The sequence below is a fragment of the Bacillus sp. RZ2MS9 genome, from assembly GCF_001816185.2.
In the GTDB taxonomy this organism is placed as follows: Bacteria; Bacillota; Bacilli; order Bacillales; family Bacillaceae_G; genus Bacillus_A; species Bacillus_A cereus.
In genome coordinates, this window is the sequence record NZ_CP049978.1 from 4,080,385 (window position 1) to 4,100,870 (window position 20,486).

Consider the following 20,486-nt stretch of genomic DNA (forward strand, 5'->3'; position numbering starts at 1 on the left):
TTGATGAAGACTATTAATTAATAGGAAATAAAGCTCCCACTCATTAAAGTTTCACCTTATCTGACATTATCATATATAAAGTTCTTTCCTATCGTCAATATTTTTTGACAAACTTCAACAAATTTTCTGTAAAGTTATTATAAACTTTTCATAAACATATAATATGCCCTTACATTGCTAATACTGCTGAATATGATACAATTACCAATTACAAGGAGGATGAATTTATGAAAAAAGTCATCTTAACAATTGTTTGTCTCCTCCTTCTGATCATTTCTTATTCTTATTTTGAAAAGAACGACGAGACAAAACAAAATGAATCTGAAGAAAAAACAGAAAAAACATCTGCCCCAAATTGGATTGATAAGCAAACAAACGAATCTTTTTATCATCTTGTATTAGGTGATTCACTCGCTAAAGGATATGGATCGACACAAGGTGGATTTGCTGAATTAGCTTCTAAGCAAATAGAAGCACAAATTCATAAACCAATTACAGTAGAAAACCTTGGGGTAAACGGTCTTACAACAGATCGTCTCGCTAAAAAAGTTCAATCAGAAGATGTAAAGGAAAAAATTAGAGCAGCAAATATAATTACAATTAATATTGGAGGAAATAATTTATTTCGTTTAAATCGTGATGTTGGTGTTATAGATGGTATAAAAATGTTAAATAAAGAAAAAGCCCATTTTGAAGCGGATATAAAAAGTATTGTAAAGACAGTTCGAGATCAAAATCCGGACGCTTTACTCATTCTCTCAGAACTCTATAACCCGTTACAACTCGATGACTCCATCGCAAGTTATGCAGATATGTTTTTAGATGGCTGGAATGAATCTGTTTATTCCATTTCCAAAGCAAATCAACCATCTATCGTTTTACCAATTCGCAAATTAATATCGAATGATAAAAAAGAGTTATTATTTGACCAAGTACACCCAAATGATAACGGCTATGCAATTATTGCCAATACATTTACAAAGCAAGTGTTATCCTACAAATATTAAAGCGACCATAAAACAATTCTATTTTTATAACATGTCTTTTTTGTTACAATGATAGTGGAAGGGGGCCTTTATATGGAATCACGCGAGTGGGAACGTATTGTTGATCATCTTCTTTCGCTAGTGCCTCTTTTTTATCGCAAATTTATGCTTCCTGGAGAATTTTCTTCTCAAAGACATATGCCGCCATCACATACACAAGTATTACTGCTTTTGCATGAAAACGGCACATTAGCAGTTTCCGAAATCGGCAAGCGGCTAGCGATTTCACGGCCTAACATGACACCTCTATTAAACAAACTTATTCAAGAAGAACTAATAGAGCGTCATTATAGCGAAAAAGATCGACGGGTCATTTTAATTTCCCTAACAGCTGAAGGGAAATTATTAGTAAATCAGTATCAGCAATTCATTTTAGACAAACTAAAAGAAAATTTCCAAACATTATCTGAGGAAGAGCGCGAAAAGCTCATTCATTCTCTTCAAACCATTCAAAATTTAATTTTGAAAACAAACGTATAAAGCTGCTTCTAAATAGAAGCAGCTTTATGATTCGTAATAATTACCATAGTATACATTGGAATATGGCCATGTTGTTAAATATGGTTTTTTTTCCTGTGTAGGCTGTTGTGTTGGTAATTGTGGTATTTGTGATAATTGCTGTAATTGTTGTTGCCGATATAATTCGTATTGTCTACTCGTATCATAAACCGGATAATAATTTACATATGGATATACTTGAGGTACGTAATAATAATACATTATCCTCTCCTCCTTTTTCTTAAACATATTCAAAGGAGAAAATGAATGTGACATTGTTTATAATTGTACAAGTGGTTCTCTCACTCGTTTCTTCCTTTTCTTCAAACGTAACTTACGGTTCTTTTCGTATAAATAATGCACAACGAAATATGAAATGAGACCAAACACAACTCCTAAAATCGTCATTCCAATTAATACATACACTTCACTTTGTAATAAGCTCTTTAATATCGTAAAAATGTGACTTGAAAACAAGTCCGATATCGTAAATGGTTCATGATGAATTTTCTGTACATGAAATGGATAAATCATTTTTCCTAGCGCATACGCAAGCGGAAATAAAAATACTGGGAGAAACGATATTTTCCCAATAATATTGCCAATAACTGCCGCAGGAAAAGATCCCTTTGCTAACCTGACGATTGGATAAAATATTACATATACGAGCGATGCCGTATAAATGACTAACATTTCTAAGCCGAATCCTATAGCAAACCCTAACGATACTTTCTTTGCGCCTTCTGGCGATCGAAGCAACTTATAATATTGAAACTTTAATATTCTCCACATCCGCTGGAAAAACGAATATGTTTTCTTAGTTGTTTTCACCCTCATCATCTCTTTAACTATATTTTTATATGTAGTATGTCCTTACACACTCTGAAAAACAAATTTAGTTTTCTCTTTTATTATAAATGATATCGAAATGGTTAACCAAATATACATCCGACATTTTAATATAAAAAAACCTCCCTTTTAGGAAGGCTCTTCTACATTTTTAAATAAACTCACTAATAACGCTTTTTGAGCATGCAATCGATTACCAGCTTGCTCAAAGACGATAGACTGCGGTCCATCTATAATTTCTCCTGTTACTTCTTCTTCACGATGGGCAGGTAAACAGTGTAAGAAACGATATGTTTGCTTCGCATGCTTAACAAGTTCGTTATTGATTTGGTAAGGTTGAAATAAAGTATACTTCTCTTCTTCGCCCTCTTGCCCCATGCTCATCCAAACGTCAGTATAAATGAAATCTGCTTCATTCACCGCTAATTCAGGATCATGCAAAACTTCAATTTCAGCTCCTGTTTCCTTGGCAATTGCTAACGCTTTTTTTACAATCTCTTCATTCGGTTCATACCCTACAGGCGTTGCCACAGTCATATGCATTCCGACTTTTGCACTCGCTAGCAACAATGAATGACATACATTATTTCCGTCACCTACGTAAGCCAATTTTATTCCTTTAAATGTATTTGTTTCTTCGTATATCGTCATAAGGTCTGCCAATGCTTGACAAGGATGATGATCATCCGTTAAACCGTTAATAACAGGAATACTCGATTCTTTTGCAAGCTCTTCTACATCCGCGTGTGAGAATGTACGTATCATGATTCCGTCAATATACTGCGATAATACTTTCGCAGTATCTGAAACGCTTTCTCCTCTTCCCATTTGCATCTCTTTCCCACTTAAAAACATACCATGTCCCCCGAGCTGTACCATTCCTGCTTCAAAAGATACACGAGTACGAGTTGAATGCTTATCAAAAATAAGCCCTAATATTTTGCCTTGTAATAAAGGCTCTTGCTTATTCTTTTTTAAATATATAGCGAACTCAATTAAAGAAATAATTTCTTCTTTCGTTAATTCTTCTAGTGTTAAAAGATCTTTCGTATTTAATTTCGGTACTTGTACAGTTGACATGAAACTTCCCCCTTATATGATTGATACGTTTTTTGTACAAACTACTTTTTTTATTATATATACTGCCTGTTCTAACTCTTCATTCGTGACAATGAGTGGCGGTAATAGTCTTATCACATTAGGACCTGCTTGTAATACGAGAAGTCCTTCGTTTTCTAGTTGTTCTATAAAACTTGCAACTTCACGCTTACACTCAATCCCAATCATAAGCCCCTTACCACGTATATTTTGAATACATTCGACATGCTGTAATTCCTCTTGCAACTTCTCTAATACGTACTCGCCTTTTTCTTGTACTTCTTTTAAAAACGATGGTTTTTTACTTACTTGCAATACTTCTTTCGCTGCAGCCATCGCGATGTAATTCCCGCCAAAAGTTGAACCGTGTGATCCTGCAGGAAACGACGCTCCGAGCTCTTTCCGGCCAATCATCGCTCCGACAGGAATCCCATTCCCAAGCGCCTTTGCAACGGTAACGATATCAGGCTCTATTCCCACTTGTTCATAAGCGAATAGTGTTCCAGTTCTTCCTATCCCCGTTTGTACTTCGTCTATAATAAATAAGGAACCGAACTTATTACATAATGTTTCAATCTCTTTCAAAAAAGATAGATCAGCAGGTATTACTCCTCCCTCTCCTTGAACAACTTCTACCATTACCGCCGCAACTTCTTCATTCATTACTTCCTCTAATGCTTTAATATCGTTAAAAGGGATATGTAAAAAAGATGGAAGTAATGGACCAAATCCTTCTTTTACCTTATCTTGGCCCGTTGCACTCATCGTTCCAAATGTTCTACCGTGAAAAGACTGCTGGCATGTTACGACGAGAGATTTTCCAGTATGCTTACGTGCTAACTTTAAAGCCGCTTCATTTGCCTCTGCCCCACTATTACAGAAAAACACATAATCTAATGCTCTATTTTCTGTTAATAATGACGCAACTTCTTCTTGCAAGCTGTTTGTAAACAGGTTAGATATATGCCATATATCATCAAGTTGCTCTTGTACACCTTTGAGAACAGTAGGGTGACAATGTCCTAAATTACATACGCCAATTCCTGATGTGAAATCTAAATATTCCTTACCGTCATTATCATTAACTTTCGTTCCAGTTCCCTTTACAAACTCAATAGTTCTTCTGCCATACGTTTGAAAAAGATGACTCGTCATGCAATACTCACACCTTTCGTTACCGTCGTTCCAATACACTCTCCCGTAACCTCAGTAAAATCTTTTGTACCATTCACAATACTTATCTTTTGCACTCCCATTTTTAATGATGCTAGTGCCGCCTGTACTTTCGGAATCATCCCACCTGTAATAACACCTGTTTCTATAAAAGTAGCAATTTCAGATTCATCCGTTTCCTTTACCAAATTCCCTTCATGTAATATTCCATCTACATCCGTAATAAAAATAAGCTCTTTTGCCCCTAACGCAGCCGCAATCCCAGCTGCAGCATTGTCCGCATTTATGTTATAAATTTCATTACCATTTATCCCGATTGGAGCAATAACAGGAATATACTCCATATTTATTAATCCTTTTAATAAGGCTGTTTCTACATAACTTACTTCCCCCACATATCCTATCTCTTCGCTGACAGGTTGAACTTGAAGTAAATTGCCGTCACACCCTGAACAACCTACCGCAAGTAAATTATGCTTTTGTAAATTCATTACGAGTTTTTTATTCGTACTTCCGCATAGCACCATTTGAACAACATCCATAACTTCTTTTGGTGTTACGCGTAATCCATCTCTTTTTTCTACGTTGATGTTACAATCTTTTAATTTGGCATCAATTTCTGGCCCACCACCATGGACAATCACTACTTTATACTTCTGCTGTAATTTCTTTATACAATCAAAAAACACATCATTTAATTGATTCAACATACTACCGCCGCATTTCACTACAATATATTCGCTCATCTTCTCTCTCCTTATGTACGATAACAAGCGTTTATTTTCACATATTCATAGCTTAAGTCACAGCCCCAAGCTGATCCTGTCTCTTCTCCTAAGTGTAAGTACACATTAATGACTATTTCATCTTCTTGTAATCTCTCTTTCATTTCTTCTTCAGAAAATGTTTGAGGCTCACTATTTTTTAATACCAATATAGATTGAAGAGTAATGTCAATTGTATTCGGATTAATAGCTACTTCACTTTGTCCAATACTGCTAATAATTCGCCCCCAGTTTGGATCTTCACCATGTATTGCTGTTTTCACAAGACTCGAACCGACTATTTGCTTTGCAATTTTTTTTGCCTCTTCATTCGTTTGAGCTCCTAGCACATTTACTTCGATTAACTTTGTAGCGCCTTCACCATCTTGCGCAATTTTCTTTGCTAAATCTTCACATACCTTCTGTAAAGCACATACGAAAGTTTCCCAATCTGTATGTTCCATATTTATCGGCCTTGTTTCTGATAATCCACTTGCCATAACGATGACCATATCATTCGTAGAAGTATCTCCATCTACCGTAATTTGATTAAATGTATGATTCGTAATTTGGGATAATGCCGTTTGCAATACGTCATGCTCTATATGAGCATCTGTCGTAATAAAACTAAGCATCGTTGCCATATTCGGATGAATCATCCCTGAACCTTTTGCAACACCCGCAATCGCCACTTTCTTCCCATCAATAATCATTTCATAGCAAGTTTCTTTCGTTATAAGATCCGTCGTTAAAATTGCTTCAGAAAAAGAATATGCTTCACTTTCTTCCTTCGTCGGTATAAGAGTTGCAACTCCCTTTCGGATTATATCCATCGGCAGCGGAACACCAATTACACCTGTTGAAGCTACTGCAACGTAATTTTCTTTCAATCCAAAATGTTCCGCCCCTAATGCGCGCATCTCGTATGCGTCTTGTAATCCTTTCATTCCAGTACAAGCATTTGCATTTCCACTATTAACGATAATTGCTTGTAACTTCCCTTCTGCCGTTATACTATCCTTCGTTACTTGTAAAGGGGCTGCTTGTATTTGATTCGTTGTATACACAGCGGCACATGATGCTGGTACGTCACAAACGATTGCCCCTAAATCCTTTTTCTCCTTTTTCAGACCATTTGCAGTACCAATTGCCGAAAAGCCTTTCGGCGTTACAATTGAACCATTTTCTAATTTTGTAATAGACGCTACTTTAATCATCATGTCCCCCTTATAGATAAAGCGGCATATGTTGTAAACCTGTTGTCTCTTCTAGTCCCGCTATTATGTTTGCATTTTGAATCGCTTGCCCAGCCGCGCCTTTCATCATATTGTCTATAACAGAAACGACCGTAACTCTTTCTGTTCTCTCATCGTAAGCTATGCCAATATCACAATAATTTGAGCCTCTCACTTCTTTTGGACTTGGAAATTTCCCTTGCGTACAAATTCGGATGAAAGGCGATTGTTCATACGTTTCTTCATACAATTTTTGAAGTTGCTTTATTTCCATCTTTTGTTTTACTTTTGCATAAAGTGTAATCATGATTCCTCGTGATATCGGTATTAAATGTGTGCTAAATGTAATTGGCTGTAATTCACTATTCCATTCTGTAAGCATTTGCTCAATCTCTGGAACGTGCTGATGCTGGTTTACTTTATAGATGTGTAAGTTATCGTATAGCTCAGGAAAATGAGTCATTGTTGTTGGTGTTTTACCTGATCCTGATACCCCTGATTTCGCGTCAATAATAATCGAATCTTCTTCAATCCTGCTACTACGTACTAACGGTGCTATCGCTAGCAATGTGGCTGTAGCAAAACATCCTGGGTTTGCAATTAAATTTGCCTTTTGAATCTCAGTCCTTTTCCATTCACTTAACCCATACACTGCTTTTCTAAGAATTTCTTCTTCCGCTGCTGGTCTTTTATACCACAGTTCATATGACGAAGGATCTATCATACGAAAGTCTCCAGATAGGTCAATTACTTTTAAACCTTCTGCTAATAACTTGGGAGTTAACTCCGCCGATACTCCTGCTGGTGTTGCTAGAAATACGATTTCTGCTTCTTTCCCTATTGTCTCCACATCAATTTCTTGTAACGTATGAACGAGGACATTTCGAAGATGCGGATATACATTTGTTATACACTCACCAACTTGTGAAAAAGAATGAAGAGATGCTATAGAAAAATATGGATGTTGTTCTAATAAACGAATTAACTCAATGCCCCCATATCCAGTGGCTCCAATAATTGCGACTTTCATAAGTTCCTCCTCAAATCGATTCTTTAAATTAAGTATGATTATAATATTGTATATTTATAGAGTCAATTAAATATTTATAAATTTAATAAACTTAAAAAACTTAATTTTACTAGAAAAACAATATACACAACCGGATTTTTATACAAAAATAGTGCATGGTAGTTTTTTTATTTCACTTCAAGTACAATAAAACAATACATACGTACATACAGGCGGGAAAAAATATGAACGAAAAATTAATTGAGAAAATGATTATAAAAAGTTTTCAGCAATATCAATGCAGTCCAATATCAAAAGAAGATCAGGAAATGCTAGTGAAACATATTCAAACGGTGACTCATTCAAATATTGAAATTGATTTATACGAGGAGATTGAGGATATTGTTTATGATTATGTGACTGGAAAACAATAAAAAATAGGAGATTTCCATGTGGAAATCTCCTATTTTTTACTTAATGATTTACCTGCTACACGTTCAAATAAACCTGGAAATAAAGCATAAAGTTTCGGGCCAATTCCCATCCACTTCGGTAAGTTTACTTCACGTTTTTTCGTGTGCATCGACTTTACGATTTGTTCTGCTACGTATGTTGGTTTTAACATGTAACGTCCCATATTCTTTACATAGGTACCAGATTGATCCGCTATTTCAAAAAAGTTTGTATCTATCGGACCTGGATTAATTGCTGTAACATAAATATCTGTATTCGCTAATTCCATGCGTAAACTATTCGTAAATCCTAATACAGCATGTTTCGTTGCTGCATACGCACTTGATTTCGGAGTTGCAATTTTTCCGGCAAGGGAAGCAATATTAATAATATGTCCTTCGTTCTTGTTTACCATATAAGGTAGTACCGCTTTCGTACATGCTACTAATCCAAATACATTTACTTGGAACATATCTTTCACTTCATCCATTGACGCATCTTCAAACGTTTTAAAAATACCAAATCCCGCATTGTTTACTAATATATCAATACGTCCCACTTCTTGTAATACCTTTGAAAAAACAGACTGTACTTCCATCTCTTCACTTACATCTAATACATAATAATAGCAAGGCGTATTATAAGTTTCTTTAATTTTGTCTACTAACGCTTGTAGTTTCTCTTCTGTTCGAGCCATTAATACTGGAGTCGCTCCCTGTGCTGCAACTTGCATTGCAACTTGCTCACCAATCCCACTAGAAGCACCTGTAATGACGATTACTTTATTTTGTAAACGTCCTGTCATTGCTGTCACCTACTTTGCATAATAAATCAATTGTTGCGATGACTCATCAATCATCACTTGTTGATTATATGCTAAATAGTCCAATTGTCCAACCGTTTCTGAAATAGTAAGTGGTAATTGTTCTTTATATAATACCGGAAATAGTTTTACACATACTTCAAATGCTGTCATTGGTTTTTCCTTTAATAACTCAAGCACTTTAAAAGCACGTGTTTCTTGCTTTTGTAATCTCGTTTCAATAAGTTGTTTCACATTTAGAACATCTTCCCCATGCCCTGATAAAATACGTGAAATATTCATTTCGCTTAAACGCTGTAATGTTTGATTATATTGTAGTAATGGGCGTGCCCGTTCTGTTTGCCCTTCATATGGTGGTTCTAGTATTGGATTCGAAGAAATATGACTGATGAGAGCATCTCCACCAATTAATATTCCATCAGATTCTCTATATAAAGAAATATGAGTAGAAGCATGACCTGGTGTTTCAAGTACTATAAATCCAGGCAAAGAATCAATACGATCTCCTTCTCTCACAGTATGCGTTAACGATCTATTACAAGAATATTTAAGTGTCCTCGTCGTCAATAACGACTCGTCTTTCAAAAATGCTGCTGGCACACCAAACTGTAAGGCCGTCTCTCTAAAAAATTCATGATACCGCTTTAAAAATTCTGGATTTTGTGTGATCCAAGGCTCATTCCAAGGATGTCCAATAATATTCGTCTTCTCAGAAAATATATTTAAAAGTCCACAATGATCTGCATGATGATGCGTAATGACTACTGTTTCAATATCTTCTAGCGTATGTCCTAATGCACCTAATTGACTTTCTAACGCATTCCTTGCCTCTTCTGTATTCGTCCCTGTATCAATTAATGTTAATGTCTCCCCCTCAACTAAAAACACATTCACAGTTTCCACTGCAAATGGTACAGGAATCTCCATTCGGTGAATCGCCGTCATGCTTAGCCCCCCTGTCTCTTTCCGGTTCAAAAATGAATACTTCTTCAGTTTACAACTTCTATATATATTTGTCATTATTTTCAGATAAAAAGAGGTGTTTCCTATAAAAAAACGAATGTATGTACATTTATAAGAATTTCTAACCAAAATTAAAGGAGGAACATCATGTCTATTCAAAACATTTCCTTTCTCGGTGCAGGCTCCATTGCCGAAGCTATTATTGGTGGCTTGTTACATGCAAATGTCGTTAAAGGTGAACAAATTACTGTAAGTAATCGTTCTAACGAGACAAGATTACAAGAGCTACATAAAAAATACGGTGTCAAAGGTACTCATAATAAAAAAGAATTGCTTACTGATGCAAATATTCTTTTTCTAGCAATGAAACCAAAGGATGTTGCAGAGGCGCTTACCCCTTTTAAAGAATACATAAATAATAACGTGCTTATTATTTCATTACTAGCAGGTGTTTCTACTGACTCAATTAGAAAACTACTTCAAAAAGACGTTCCAATTATTCGTGCAATGCCAAATACATCCGCAGCCATTTTAAAATCAGCTACCGCTATCTCCCCTTCAAAACATGCAACAGCGGAACATATTCGCACTGCAACATCTTTATTTGAAACGATTGGTCTCGTCTCTGTTGTAGAGGAAGAAGATATGCATGCTGTCACTGCATTATCCGGAAGTGGACCTGCTTATATTTATTACGTAGTGGAAGCTATGGAAGAAGCTGCAACAAAAATTGGTTTAAAAGAAGATGTTGCAAAATCACTTATTCTTCAAACGATGATTGGTGCTGCTGAAATGTTAAAAGTAAGTGACAAACATCCTTCTATTTTGCGAAAGGAAATTACTTCTCCTGGTGGAACTACCGAGGCAGGTATTGAAGTATTACAAGAACATAAATTTCACCAAGCACTTGTTTCTTGTATTACACAGGCAACGAAACGATCACATAATCTTGGAAAAACATTAGAACAACTAACAAAAGAAAAATAGAAAAAGGAGCTCAAGTTTATTTGAGCTCCTTTTTCTATAATTACACTTAGTTATTGTTCTTCCCAAAAATCTCTTCTTGCAGGCGACGACCAGTCGGCGTTGCTGCAAGTCCACCTTCTGCTGTTTCACGAAGTGCTACTGGCATCGTTTGTCCGATTCTAAACATTGCCTCAATTACTTCATCACATGGAATTGTACTCGTTACACCAGCTAATGCTAAATCTGCTGAGATCATCGCATTTGCAGCTCCTGCTGCATTACGTTTTACACAAGGTACTTCTACAAGTCCTGCAACAGGATCACACACTAAACCAAGCATGTTCTTTAATGAAATTGCCATCGCTGTAGCTGCTTGATCTTGTGTTCCACCAGCCATCTCAACTGCAGCTGCAGCCGCCATTCCACTTGCTGAACCAACTTCAGCTTGGCATCCTCCTGCCGCACCAGAAATACAAGCGTTATTCGCAACAACCATACCGAAAGCTCCTGCTGTAAATAAGAATTCAATCATTTCTTCACGTGTAGGCTGCAATTTTTCTCTTAGTGCAAATAGTACACCTGGCACTGTTCCAGCAGACCCTGCTGTTGGTGTTGCACAAATAATTCCCATCGCTGCGTTTACTTCATTTGTTGCAACAGCTTTGCTTACTGCATCCAAAATCGTATCTCCAGATAAGCCTTTTCCACTCTTCATATACGCTTGAACTTTTACAGCATCTCCACCAGTTAAACCAGTTGGTGATTTCACGCCGCGAATACCACGTTCTACTGCTTGCTCCATCACGACTAAGTTCTTTTCCATACCAGCAATTACTTCTTCACGTGAAATACTTCTTGTTTCCATTTCACATTGAATCATAATTTCTGCGATTTTTACATTTTGTTCTTTAGCTTGCGCCACTAGTTCCGCTGCGTTCCGAAACATGGTGTGTCCCCCCTGCAATTATTCCATAATAGTTACTTGACAAATATTTTGTTGCGCTTTTATTTCTTCAATTACTTCATCTGCTAATAATTCATCTGTTTCGATGACCATAAGCGCTCTTCTTCCTTTTTCTTTACGAGATACACTCATTGTACTAATGTTAATCTCATGTTTCGCAAGGATTGAAGCTACCGCTGCAATAGCACCGAAGCGATCGTTATTTACAATAAGTAGTGCTGGGCTCGTGCCTGATAATTGAAGATCGAATCCGTTTAATTCTACAACTTCAATTTTACCGCCACCAATTGAGCAAGCAACAACTTCAATTTCATCTTCACCTTTATACAAACGAATTCTCGCTGTATTTGGGTGAGGTGCATTGGCATCTTCTTCAATGAATTCTACTTCAATTTCGCGCTCTTTTGCTATTTCTAGCGCCTCTGGAATACGTAAGTCATCTGTTTCAAATCCTAATATCCCACCTATTAGCGCTACATCCGTACCATGCCCACGATACGTCTTTGCAAATGATCCATATAATGAAATGCTTACTCTTTCTGGTTCATGACGAAACAGCTGGCGAGCAACTTGCCCCATTCTTGCCGCGCCTGCTGTATGTGAACTTGATGGTCCAATCATAACTGGACCGATAATATCAAATACTGAGCGATACTTCATCATAACTCCCCCTAAACCTCTATGAAAAAATTTATTCTACTATTCTATTAAGCTGCTACATCTGTCGCTTTTCCAGTTGTACCACGAATTTGTTCTGCTGTACGAATTGGATAGTTTTTGAATAAAAGTAATCCAATATAACCTGAAATAATACCAGTTATCATAATACATAAAATTCTTAGTATTATTTTTATTAAAAAATGATATAAGATAATCCACAATAAAGTCTGGTAGCAATCCAAAGTTTAACACAGAAGCCATTGCAAGCATAGCATAAACAAGTGATATAACCATTGCTAATGCAACTAAATTTGCACCCGCTATTCCGCCTAGACTACCTGCTGATGTTCTGAACTCTTTTAAAGAGTGGTGTACCAATTAAATCTCCACCACCTTATTAATAAAAAGCTTCTACTAAGGAACTTGCAATAGATACACTCGCTAATCATATCGTTTAGCTAAAAAGTGAAAAAGACTTATGACAAATAATAGTAATATCTTTCCTATTATAATTCTCGTGTTACTCTCTCATGATTTAGTCAACTTCACTTGTTACGATAATGACTAAAATACATGTGACTTATCATAAATTATAATCTGCCCTCATTATAGCTTGTTTTTTATAAAACGCTTACTTTTGTTGAATTTTAAAAGTTCTGAATAAAAGTCCATTTCTGCTATTTGTATCACTTGTATGTCATCTGACTTATATAACAGTTTTTCTAAATAATCATTATTTCGTATTTTTATCCTATATATTCAAACCATCCTAATTTTCTGTATCATCCAAGTATAAGTATAAAATAATAACAGTTTTATTTTTAAATTTTTTTAGACATAAAAAAATGGTAACCCGCCGTTACCATTTTTTATAAAATTATCATTTTTCTACTGGGAATGATTTCAAATCCGTCGCTATTTCTGTATTAGAAAACAACTCTCTAGCCTCTTTCAATAATTCCTTATATGTATCTCCTTGATAGCGAGAACTAATGTGAGTTAATATTAGTCGCTTCGCATTTGCCTGAAGTGCAATGCTCGCAGCTTGCTTAGATGTAGAATGAAAATAATCATACGCTTGTTGCTCATCTTCTGCTGCGAAAGTCGCTTCATGGACAAGTACATCTGCATCTTGCGCAAGCTCCCTACTCGCTTCGCAATATCGCGTATCACCTAAGATAGTAATAATTCTTCCTTTTTGAGGTGGGCCGATAAACTCATTTCCATTTAATATCGTGCCATCCTCTAATTCAACTGCTTCACCATCTTTTAAACGTTTAAAGATTGGACCTGGTTTCACACCCATCTCAAGCAACTTATCAACTAAAAGAGCACCTTGTATATCTTTCTCTACAATACGATATCCAAAACATTCTATACCGTGTGACAATCTTTTCGTTTCTACATAAAATTCATTATCTTCAAATACGGTACCTTCTTCTGTTATCTCCACAACTTCAAGTGGATATTTCACATGTGTCGTACTTACCGATAATGCCACTTCAATAAATTGTTTAATTCCTTTCGGTCCATACACCGTTAAAGGCGTAGTTCCTCCTTGAAATGAACGGCTACCTAATAAACCAGGCAATCCAAAAATATGATCGCCATGTAAATGCGTAATAAATATTTTTTCAATGCGGCGCGGACGTACAGATGTATGTAATATTTGATGTTGCGTGGCCTCGCCACAATCAAATAACCAAGTTTGTCCTCGTTCTTCTAACAATTGTAAAGCAATTGCTGAAACGTTCCTTCCTTTTGAAGGAACACCTGCACCAGTTCCTAAAAATACAAATTCCACTTTCTTTCCTCCAGCTCTAAATATACTCTATCTCTCATCTTACGGAATGTTATTTCAAATGGCAAATTGAATTTACATAACCAATCATCTAGACAACTATATAACACGAACATTATACTTAAAAAATTTAGCTATCGTTCGTGTTTTATGGTAAAATGATTATACTACATTTTAAGGGAGCGTTTTATTATGAAAGAAGTATTTCGTTTACAAACTGATTTTTCATCTTCATTTGATCGCTGGGTAAGTTCTTTCGTGTCTGATCACCCAGCACAATTAGAATGGACAACTTTAAAGGAATTAATCCATGAATATACAACATCACATACAAATGATACGTTACCAGCATATATTTCTTCAGCTTTAACATATTACGCCCAACGTGTTTCAACTACAAACAGTTCAGAGATTGTTATTTTTGAAAACCCTACAATCTCGTAATCTATAAATAAAAAAGCACTGGTTACAGTGCTTTTTTATTTATACTTATTTAGTAAATCGTCATATTCCGTCCAAAAGTTTGTATACATCCTTTGATCAAACTCATCTAAAATTATCTTGTCACTTGATTTATTAAATAATTCTTTTGCTTGTAATGCAAAAGAAACAATTTGTCTTCTATATTCATTTTCATTCAATTCTATATGAAGTCCTTCATAGTATATAGCCTTTTGATCAGTAGAAATAACTTTGACAAAGTCCTTTAAAATCACGTTTTTACCTATATGGTTTATAGTCCAATGAATTGAAATTGGGCATCCTAACATTAGCATAGTGCCACATCCGTGCAAAATAAGCCCCTCTTCATTTTCAATATCACAAATATATTCTTTATCTAAAGTTCGTAACAAAGCTAAAGCTGATTCACTTATTCCCCATTCCTCATCCATACCTGCCTGCGTAATAATCGTTCCAGCCATATTTAAATATATTTCTCCATGAGAACATAAATCTTCCTGCTCATTAAACAACCATTTTTGATTCTCAATATTTATAATAAAATTTTGTGGTACCATTACAAATTCCCCTTTTATAAAAATATTTATTTTCCATATTATTTATAATCAATATCATGCATTTCATCCCATATATCTATTATAAATCCATTTAATATTTTAAAAACACAGATAAAAAAGATATTGACACTAAGATTTTACAGTGCTAACATCAACATGTAATTGAATATGGTCTCTGTTAGGTGAGGCTCCTGTATAGAGAAACGCTGCTGCCCAAAAATGTCGAGAGACGCCAATGGGTCAACAGGAAAGGTCGGAATGAAGGCCTTTTTTAACGTAGCTGGTTTCAGTACCTATGCTATACAGTGCTAAAACTCAACGAGGGAGAGGTGCATGTATTTTGTCATACACAAAAACTGTTTTTATTTATATCTACTAACAGTCTTTGTTGTGGACTCTTTTAACTGCGAATTCAGACCTTTACTCGTTTTGAGTAAAGGTCTTTTTACGTCTATATGCACCTTACTATGAAACAAACATAGCATATTCAGAAACTACTAAATTGTACGGAGGTGAGGAACAGTTGGCAATTGATGATTCGGCCCAGATACCCATACGTTTTACATTCATATTTCATCATGTAGGTAGGAAAGAAACTGTTCCTCACCATTTCAAATAGTTAGGTAACAGATTGTTTCCTCCTTCATGACAGAGGAGGAACTACCGATGTTTAATTTACAAAGACAAGAAACAAAGCATGCTTATGAGCAAGATAGCATGAAAACAAATAACGAATTATTAGTGGAGGTTGCAACACAAGATGTAAGCTCTGCGTTAAAACTTTTAGAAACAACACAAGATGGATTATCTAAACAAGAAGCGTCTCGTAGACTTTCTTTATATGGTCCGAATGAAATAGCTCATAATAAAATGGCGCCGTGGTACATTCAATTTCTATTGGCATTTAAAAATCCATTTATTTTCGTTTTATTAGCTCTTGGAGCACTCTCCTTTTTCACAGATGATATGCAAGGAACGATTGTCGTATCTGTAATGGTCCTACTTAGTGCAACGATTCGGTTCTCCCAAGAATTTCGTTCTCAAAAAGCTGCCGATAAGTTAAAAGCTATGGTTCGAACAACTGCGAGCGTATTTAGAATAAATGGATTTGTACATGAAACAAAAAATGTAAAGAATTTAAACCGAAATTACACAACAGAAATTCCAATTGAGGAACTTGTACCTGGCGATATTATTTCCCTTTCAGCTGGTGATATCGTTCCAGCTGATGTGCGTGTTGTATCCGCTAAAGATTTATTTGTTAATCAATCTTCTTTGACAGGGGAAGCACTTCCTGTAGAAAAATACGAACACTGCTACCATACAGAAAATAAGCATATCTTACCGAAAAACATGAAAAAAAATTACAATCCACTCGATATGGAAAACCTTTGTTTCATGGGAACAAATATTGTAAGTGGCAGCGCAAAAGCTGTTGTCATCTCAACAAGTACCGATACGTATTTCGGCTCTTTAGCAAATAAGGTAATTGGAAAGCGTGTAGAAACAAGCTTTGATAAAGGTGTAAACAAAGTAAGCTGGCTCTTAATTACATTCATGCTTATTATGGCACCTATTGTCCTTCTCATTAATGGATTCACAAAAGGAGATTGGCAAGAAGCTTTCTTCTTCGCTATTGCCGTTGCTGTTGGCCTTACACCTGAAATGTTACCAATGATTGTAACTGCTAATTTAGCTAAAGGTGCCGTTAACATGTCTAAACAAAAAGTAATTGTAAAACAGCTAAATTCTATTCAAAACTTAGGTGCTATGAACATTCTTTGTACAGATAAAACCGGAACTTTAACAGAAGATAAAGTGGTCCTTGTTCGTCACTTAGATCCCAAGGGAAATGAATGCAATCGCGTCTTGCAATTTGCCTATTTAAATAGTTTCTATCAAACTGGATTGAAAAATTTAATAGATAAAGCTGTTATTAAGCATACAGAGGAAAACAATAAATTTAATCCATCAGCTTTTCAAAAGCTAGATGAAATTCCATTCGATTTCGCCCGCCGGCGTATGTCAGTTATCGTAAAGGATATTTCAGGTGAACATACAATGGTTTGTAAAGGTGCCGTAGAAGAAATTTTATCAATTTGTAACTACACTGAAGTGGATGAAAAAATCGTTCCACTCACCGAGGAAATACGTTCAAATGTCAAAAAACTAAGTGAGACACTAAATAGTGAAGGTATGCGAGTTATTGCTGTGGCTTATAAAAAAGATAGAAGAATAAATGATACAGAGTACGCAGTAAAAGACGAAACTGATATGATTCTCAGTGGATATATCGGCTTTTTAGATCCACCGAAACCATCTGCAGCAGCTGCAATTCAAGCATTACAAAAACATGGTGTACAAGTGAAAATTTTAACTGGCGATAACGAAATTGTTACAAGAAAGGTTTGTAAAGAAGTTGGATTAGATATCGGCGAACCAATCCTCGGTTACGAGATTGATTCTTTACCAGATAAAGCATTAGCAAAACTTGCTGAAGAAACGACTGTATTTGCGAAGCTTAATCCAATGCAAAAATCTCGTATTATACACGCATTACAAGGAAATGGACACACTGTAGGTTACATGGGAGACGGCATTAACGATGCTGTAGCATTACGTGAAGCTGATGTCGGAATATCTGTTAATACTGCTACTGATATTGCGAAAGAAGCTTCCGATATTATTCTACTCGAAAAAAGTTTAACTATATTAGAAGCAGGTATTTTAGAAGGACGTACTACATTCGGAAATATTTTAAAATATATTAAGATGACAGCTAGCTCTAACTTCGGTAATGTGTTTAGCGTGTTAGTAGCAAGTGCTTTCATTCCTTTTTTACCGATGCTTGCCATTCATCTTTTAATTCAAAACTTACTTTATGATATTTCACAACTTTCTATTCCATGGGACAAAATGGATAAAGAGTTTCTAGAAAAACCACGAAAATGGGATACTGCAAACTTACGAAGCTTCATTATTTCTATCGGCCCAATTAGTTCCGTATTTGATATTATCACATACGTAGTCATGTGGAATGTATTTGGTGCAAATACACCGAGCGAGCAATCATTATTCCAGTCCGGTTGGTTTGTCGTTGGATTGTTAACACAAACTTTAATTGTTCACATGATAAGAACACAAAAGATTCCATTTATTCAAAGCACTGCATCAACACCAGTCGTTTTATTAACCGCTCTTATTATGGCAATCGGGATTTATATTCCATTCTCACCACTTGGTGCAGCCGTTGGTTTGCAAGCATTGCCACTTAACTACTTCCCTTGGTTAGTAGGAATACTATTAGGCTACGCTTTTTTAACACAGTTCCTAAAAAAGCTTTATATTAAAAAGTTTCATAGCTGGTTGTAAAAATAAGAATGAGTGGATATTCCCCGCTCATTCTAAAAAACATAACACATATTTATATATGGAGGTGACCATGATGGTATGGTACGACATTGTATTCAGATTAGTTATCGCAATTATTGTAGGAGCTTGCATTGGAATGGAAAGACAATGGAGACACCGAATGGCTGGGTTACGGACAAATGCTCTCGTATCACTTGGTACCTGTATAATAGGAAAGGTGTCATGATTTTACTACTTCATGACACCTTCTACATAAATTTATTTTCTAACTTTTGTTGAAACGACTTCTCTTGCTTACGTAGTAGTTGACTACCTCGTTGTAAAATCGGTGTTCCATACTTATCATTAATTTGATCAATGACAGCAAGTAGTGGTTCTTTTTTCGCATCCTCTTCAAATGAAAACAAATCTAATTGTTTCACCGATTCTGTCTTCCACTCTATTTCAGTAGCTGTAACACCTAGTAAACGAACGGAATCACCATCCCAATGTTGCTTCCATAAACGGGATGCTGCTTGAAAAATATCGCGTTCTTCCCAAATTGCATTTTTCAATTGCTTACTCCGTGTTACTGTTCGCCTATCATGGTATTTAATCATAATTTGAATATTATAGCTGACAAGGGTTCGCTTTTGTAATCTTTTACTCACTGATTTTGATAAACGTTCTAACATATCAAGCAATTCTTTCTCTTCATCCATATCCTTTGAAAAAGTCATCGAGTTACCGACACTTTTATGTTGGCCCATTTGACTCGGATCCACTTCCCTATCATCCGTACCTTTTGCACGCTTTTGTAAATCAATACCGTGCTTCCCAATTTTAGCGCGAATGATATGCTCGTCTCCCTTCGCTAACTGTTCAATTGTATGTATATGAATTTCATTTAATTTTTCAGCTGTTTTTTCTCCAATCCCATGCATTGCTTCAACTGGAAGTGTCCAAATCATTTCTGGAATATCACGTTTTCGAAGTACGGTAATACCGAGAGGTTTTTTCATATCAGAAGCTGTTTTTGCTAGGAAAAGATTTGGAGCAATTCCGATACTACACGGAAGCTGCAACTCTGTTAATAGTGCTTGTTGAATCATCTTTGCTATTTCAAGAGGCGAACCAAGTGCGTAGCAATCTGTAATATCTAAATATCCTTCATCTATTGAGACTGGTTGTATCTTTTCTGTAAAACGGGAAAGGACTTGAAACATTTGAAATGAAGCTTCGCGATATAATGTGAAATTAGGACGCCTTACAACTAATTGCGGGCATAACCTTTTCGCTTCCCAAAGGGGCATCGTCGTACGTATTCCGTATTCTCTCGCCTCATAACTACATGTTATAATAATTCCTTTTCTCTCTTTTTCATTTCCAGCAACCGCTAATGGCTTTCCTTGTAATGATGGATCATGAGCAATTTCAACAGATGCGAAAAAGCAATTCATATCTACATGTAAAATAACACGACCATTTTTCGGATACATTTCTCGCATAGTACTCACTCCCTAATCAGAACATTCGTTCTTTCATTATATCAAATTTTGCACAATAGTTATAATAATTACTTGTTCTTTTTTATAATCGATATAAAGAGGATATATATGTGAAAGGGTCTGATTATGATGAGATCAACTAATAAAGTGAAACTTTAATCAGCCTCACCAATCGGGTTTTTGCGGGCAGCAGGGCCCCCACTTAACTTCTTTACTTTCGCAGAATTTTGAGGTAGGGAGCTTACTGTCCGGCAAATAGCGGGATAAACTCAACTATACATTCCTTGTAGTTATATTAATCATTGC

General features: G+C 35.8%; 20 protein-coding genes, 1 pseudogene and 1 riboswitch. Of the genes and pseudogenes, 7 read left to right on the forward strand and 14 right to left on the reverse strand.

Going from position 1 to position 20,486, the window contains the following annotated elements; translation table 11 throughout:
- Positions 1–227 precede the first annotated feature (227 nt).
- Positions 228–1,007 (forward strand): GDSL-type esterase/lipase family protein, encoded by a 780-nt coding sequence (locus BHV55_RS20685; RefSeq protein WP_000755850.1) that lies wholly within the window; start codon positions 228–230, stop codon positions 1,005–1,007.
- 72 nt (positions 1,008–1,079) lie between these two features.
- Entirely contained in the window at positions 1,080–1,526 is a 447-nt protein-coding gene (locus BHV55_RS20690; RefSeq protein ID WP_000445819.1) for a MarR family winged helix-turn-helix transcriptional regulator, read from the forward strand.
- Positions 1,527–1,550: 24 nt separating this feature from the next.
- On the opposite strand, the gene BHV55_RS20695 is transcribed toward BHV55_RS20690, so the two are convergent.
- From BHV55_RS20695 to argC, 7 genes are all read right to left on the reverse strand, one after another.
- Entirely contained in the window at positions 1,551–1,766 is a 216-nt protein-coding gene (locus BHV55_RS20695; protein ID WP_000291957.1) for a hypothetical protein, read from the reverse strand.
- A 57-nt stretch (positions 1,767–1,823) separates the two neighbouring features.
- Positions 1,824–2,384 (reverse strand): DUF2062 domain-containing protein, encoded by a 561-nt coding sequence (locus BHV55_RS20700; RefSeq protein ID WP_002005691.1) that lies wholly within the window; start codon positions 2,382–2,384, stop codon positions 1,824–1,826.
- A gap of 138 nt (positions 2,385–2,522) precedes the next feature.
- Complete coding sequence (gene argF, locus BHV55_RS20705; protein WP_000108852.1) at positions 2,523–3,473, reverse strand: ornithine carbamoyltransferase; 951 nt, start codon at positions 3,471–3,473, stop codon at positions 2,523–2,525.
- A gap of 12 nt (positions 3,474–3,485) precedes the next feature.
- The gene (locus BHV55_RS20710) at positions 3,486–4,646 is read right to left on the reverse strand and encodes an acetylornithine transaminase (RefSeq protein ID WP_070184372.1); all 1,161 of its coding nucleotides are present in this window, start codon (positions 4,644–4,646) and stop codon (positions 3,486–3,488) included.
- A complete protein-coding gene (argB, locus tag BHV55_RS20715; RefSeq protein ID WP_000006081.1) occupies positions 4,643–5,410 on the reverse strand; it encodes an acetylglutamate kinase in 768 nt (255 codons plus the stop codon). The genes BHV55_RS20710 and argB overlap by 4 nt, the downstream gene beginning before the upstream one ends.
- 11 nt (positions 5,411–5,421) lie before the next feature.
- Positions 5,422–6,645 (reverse strand): bifunctional glutamate N-acetyltransferase/amino-acid acetyltransferase ArgJ, encoded by a 1,224-nt coding sequence (argJ, locus tag BHV55_RS20720; RefSeq protein ID WP_000598380.1) that lies wholly within the window; start codon positions 6,643–6,645, stop codon positions 5,422–5,424.
- A 10-nt stretch (positions 6,646–6,655) separates the two neighbouring features.
- Positions 6,656–7,693, reverse strand: a complete 1,038-nt coding sequence (gene argC / locus BHV55_RS20725) for an N-acetyl-gamma-glutamyl-phosphate reductase (protein ID WP_070756944.1) — start codon at positions 7,691–7,693, stop codon at positions 6,656–6,658.
- A 224-nt stretch (positions 7,694–7,917) separates the two neighbouring features.
- Between argC and BHV55_RS20730 the strand changes: the two genes are divergently transcribed.
- Complete coding sequence (locus BHV55_RS20730) at positions 7,918–8,106, forward strand: YqzH family protein (RefSeq protein ID WP_001003222.1); 189 nt, start codon at positions 7,918–7,920, stop codon at positions 8,104–8,106.
- Between the two features lie 29 nt (positions 8,107–8,135).
- Here the strand turns inward: BHV55_RS20730 and BHV55_RS20735 are convergent, their stop codons facing one another.
- Complete coding sequence (locus BHV55_RS20735; protein ID WP_000147791.1) at positions 8,136–8,930, reverse strand: SDR family NAD(P)-dependent oxidoreductase; 795 nt, start codon at positions 8,928–8,930, stop codon at positions 8,136–8,138.
- A gap of 9 nt (positions 8,931–8,939) precedes the next feature.
- Entirely contained in the window at positions 8,940–9,893 is a 954-nt protein-coding gene (locus BHV55_RS20740) for an MBL fold metallo-hydrolase (RefSeq protein ID WP_000125122.1), read from the reverse strand.
- A gap of 165 nt (positions 9,894–10,058) precedes the next feature.
- Between BHV55_RS20740 and proI the strand changes: the two genes are divergently transcribed.
- Positions 10,059–10,898, forward strand: a complete 840-nt coding sequence (gene proI / locus BHV55_RS20745) for a pyrroline-5-carboxylate reductase ProI (RefSeq protein WP_070756945.1) — start codon at positions 10,059–10,061, stop codon at positions 10,896–10,898.
- Between the two features lie 46 nt (positions 10,899–10,944).
- Here proI and sdaAA read toward each other — a convergent pair whose 3' ends face one another.
- The 3 genes from sdaAA to rnz all read right to left on the reverse strand — a co-directional run bounded on the left by sdaAA (position 10,945) and on the right by rnz (position 14,305).
- Positions 10,945–11,823, reverse strand: coding sequence for an L-serine ammonia-lyase, iron-sulfur-dependent, subunit alpha (gene sdaAA / locus BHV55_RS20750; protein WP_000489461.1), 879 nt, complete (start codon positions 11,821–11,823; stop codon positions 10,945–10,947).
- A gap of 18 nt (positions 11,824–11,841) precedes the next feature.
- Entirely contained in the window at positions 11,842–12,501 is a 660-nt protein-coding gene (gene sdaAB, locus BHV55_RS20755; protein WP_000877445.1) for an L-serine ammonia-lyase, iron-sulfur-dependent subunit beta, read from the reverse strand.
- Positions 12,502–13,381: 880 nt separating this feature from the next.
- On the reverse strand, positions 13,382–14,305 hold the full coding sequence (rnz, locus tag BHV55_RS20765; RefSeq protein WP_000397453.1) for a ribonuclease Z: 924 nt from the start codon (positions 14,303–14,305) through the stop codon (positions 13,382–13,384).
- 189 nt (positions 14,306–14,494) lie between these two features.
- On the opposite strand from rnz, the gene BHV55_RS20770 reads away from it, so the two are divergent.
- The gene (locus BHV55_RS20770; RefSeq protein ID WP_000665709.1) at positions 14,495–14,746 is read left to right on the forward strand and encodes a DUF3932 family protein; all 252 of its coding nucleotides are present in this window, start codon (positions 14,495–14,497) and stop codon (positions 14,744–14,746) included.
- 35 nt (positions 14,747–14,781) lie between these two features.
- Here BHV55_RS20770 and BHV55_RS20775 read toward each other — a convergent pair whose 3' ends face one another.
- The gene (locus BHV55_RS20775; RefSeq protein ID WP_000249056.1) at positions 14,782–15,321 is read right to left on the reverse strand and encodes a hypothetical protein; all 540 of its coding nucleotides are present in this window, start codon (positions 15,319–15,321) and stop codon (positions 14,782–14,784) included.
- Positions 15,322–15,488: 167 nt separating this feature from the next.
- A riboswitch (M-box (ykoK) riboswitch) is annotated at positions 15,489–15,656 on the forward strand.
- 331 nt (positions 15,657–15,987) lie between these two features.
- Between BHV55_RS20775 and mgtA the strand changes: the two genes are divergently transcribed.
- Together mgtA and BHV55_RS20785 are read left to right on the forward strand one after the other, a co-directional pair.
- Positions 15,988–18,693 (forward strand): magnesium-translocating P-type ATPase, encoded by a 2,706-nt coding sequence (mgtA, locus tag BHV55_RS20780; protein ID WP_000482690.1) that lies wholly within the window; start codon positions 15,988–15,990, stop codon positions 18,691–18,693.
- Between the two features lie 73 nt (positions 18,694–18,766).
- Positions 18,767–18,901, forward strand: a pseudogene (locus BHV55_RS20785) (MgtC/SapB family protein); the annotation flags it as partial.
- Between the two features lie 40 nt (positions 18,902–18,941).
- On the opposite strand, the gene BHV55_RS20790 reads toward BHV55_RS20785, so the two are convergent.
- The gene (locus BHV55_RS20790; RefSeq protein ID WP_001208860.1) at positions 18,942–20,180 is read right to left on the reverse strand and encodes a DNA polymerase IV; all 1,239 of its coding nucleotides are present in this window, start codon (positions 20,178–20,180) and stop codon (positions 18,942–18,944) included.
- Between the last annotated feature and the right edge of the window lie 306 nt (positions 20,181–20,486).

Excerpts from the sequence above, each read along its gene's own strand:
- BHV55_RS20710 (WP_070184372.1), bottom strand. The coding sequence starts at position 4,646 with ATGACGAGTCATCTTTTTCAAACGTATGGCAGAAGAACTATTGAGTTT.
- sdaAA (WP_000489461.1), bottom strand. The coding sequence starts at position 11,823 with ATGTTTCGGAACGCAGCGGAACTAGTGGCGCAAGCTAAAGAACAAAAT.
- BHV55_RS20740 (WP_000125122.1), bottom strand. The coding sequence starts at position 9,893 with ATGACGGCGATTCACCGAATGGAGATTCCTGTACCATTTGCAGTGGAA.
- BHV55_RS20690 (WP_000445819.1), top strand. The coding sequence starts at position 1,080 with ATGGAATCACGCGAGTGGGAACGTATTGTTGATCATCTTCTTTCGCTA.
- BHV55_RS20695 (WP_000291957.1), bottom strand. The coding sequence starts at position 1,766 with ATGTATTATTATTACGTACCTCAAGTATATCCATATGTAAATTATTAT.
- BHV55_RS20790 (WP_001208860.1), bottom strand. The coding sequence starts at position 20,180 with ATGCGAGAAATGTATCCGAAAAATGGTCGTGTTATTTTACATGTAGAT.
- BHV55_RS20700 (WP_002005691.1), bottom strand. The coding sequence starts at position 2,384 with ATGATGAGGGTGAAAACAACTAAGAAAACATATTCGTTTTTCCAGCGG.
- proI (WP_070756945.1), top strand. The coding sequence starts at position 10,059 with ATGTCTATTCAAAACATTTCCTTTCTCGGTGCAGGCTCCATTGCCGAA.
- BHV55_RS20775 (WP_000249056.1), bottom strand. The coding sequence starts at position 15,321 with ATGGTACCACAAAATTTTATTATAAATATTGAGAATCAAAAATGGTTG.
- BHV55_RS20770 (WP_000665709.1), top strand. The coding sequence starts at position 14,495 with ATGAAAGAAGTATTTCGTTTACAAACTGATTTTTCATCTTCATTTGAT.
- BHV55_RS20730 (WP_001003222.1), top strand. The coding sequence starts at position 7,918 with ATGAACGAAAAATTAATTGAGAAAATGATTATAAAAAGTTTTCAGCAA.
- argF (WP_000108852.1), bottom strand. The coding sequence starts at position 3,473 with ATGTCAACTGTACAAGTACCGAAATTAAATACGAAAGATCTTTTAACA.
- argB (WP_000006081.1), bottom strand. The coding sequence starts at position 5,410 with ATGAGCGAATATATTGTAGTGAAATGCGGCGGTAGTATGTTGAATCAA.
- mgtA (WP_000482690.1), top strand. The coding sequence starts at position 15,988 with ATGTTTAATTTACAAAGACAAGAAACAAAGCATGCTTATGAGCAAGAT.
- BHV55_RS20685 (WP_000755850.1), top strand. The coding sequence starts at position 228 with ATGAAAAAAGTCATCTTAACAATTGTTTGTCTCCTCCTTCTGATCATT.
- sdaAB (WP_000877445.1), bottom strand. The coding sequence starts at position 12,501 with ATGAAGTATCGCTCAGTATTTGATATTATCGGTCCAGTTATGATTGGA.
- argC (WP_070756944.1), bottom strand. The coding sequence starts at position 7,693 with ATGAAAGTCGCAATTATTGGAGCCACTGGATATGGGGGCATTGAGTTA.
- BHV55_RS20735 (WP_000147791.1), bottom strand. The coding sequence starts at position 8,930 with ATGACAGGACGTTTACAAAATAAAGTAATCGTCATTACAGGTGCTTCT.
- argJ (WP_000598380.1), bottom strand. The coding sequence starts at position 6,645 with ATGATTAAAGTAGCGTCTATTACAAAATTAGAAAATGGTTCAATTGTA.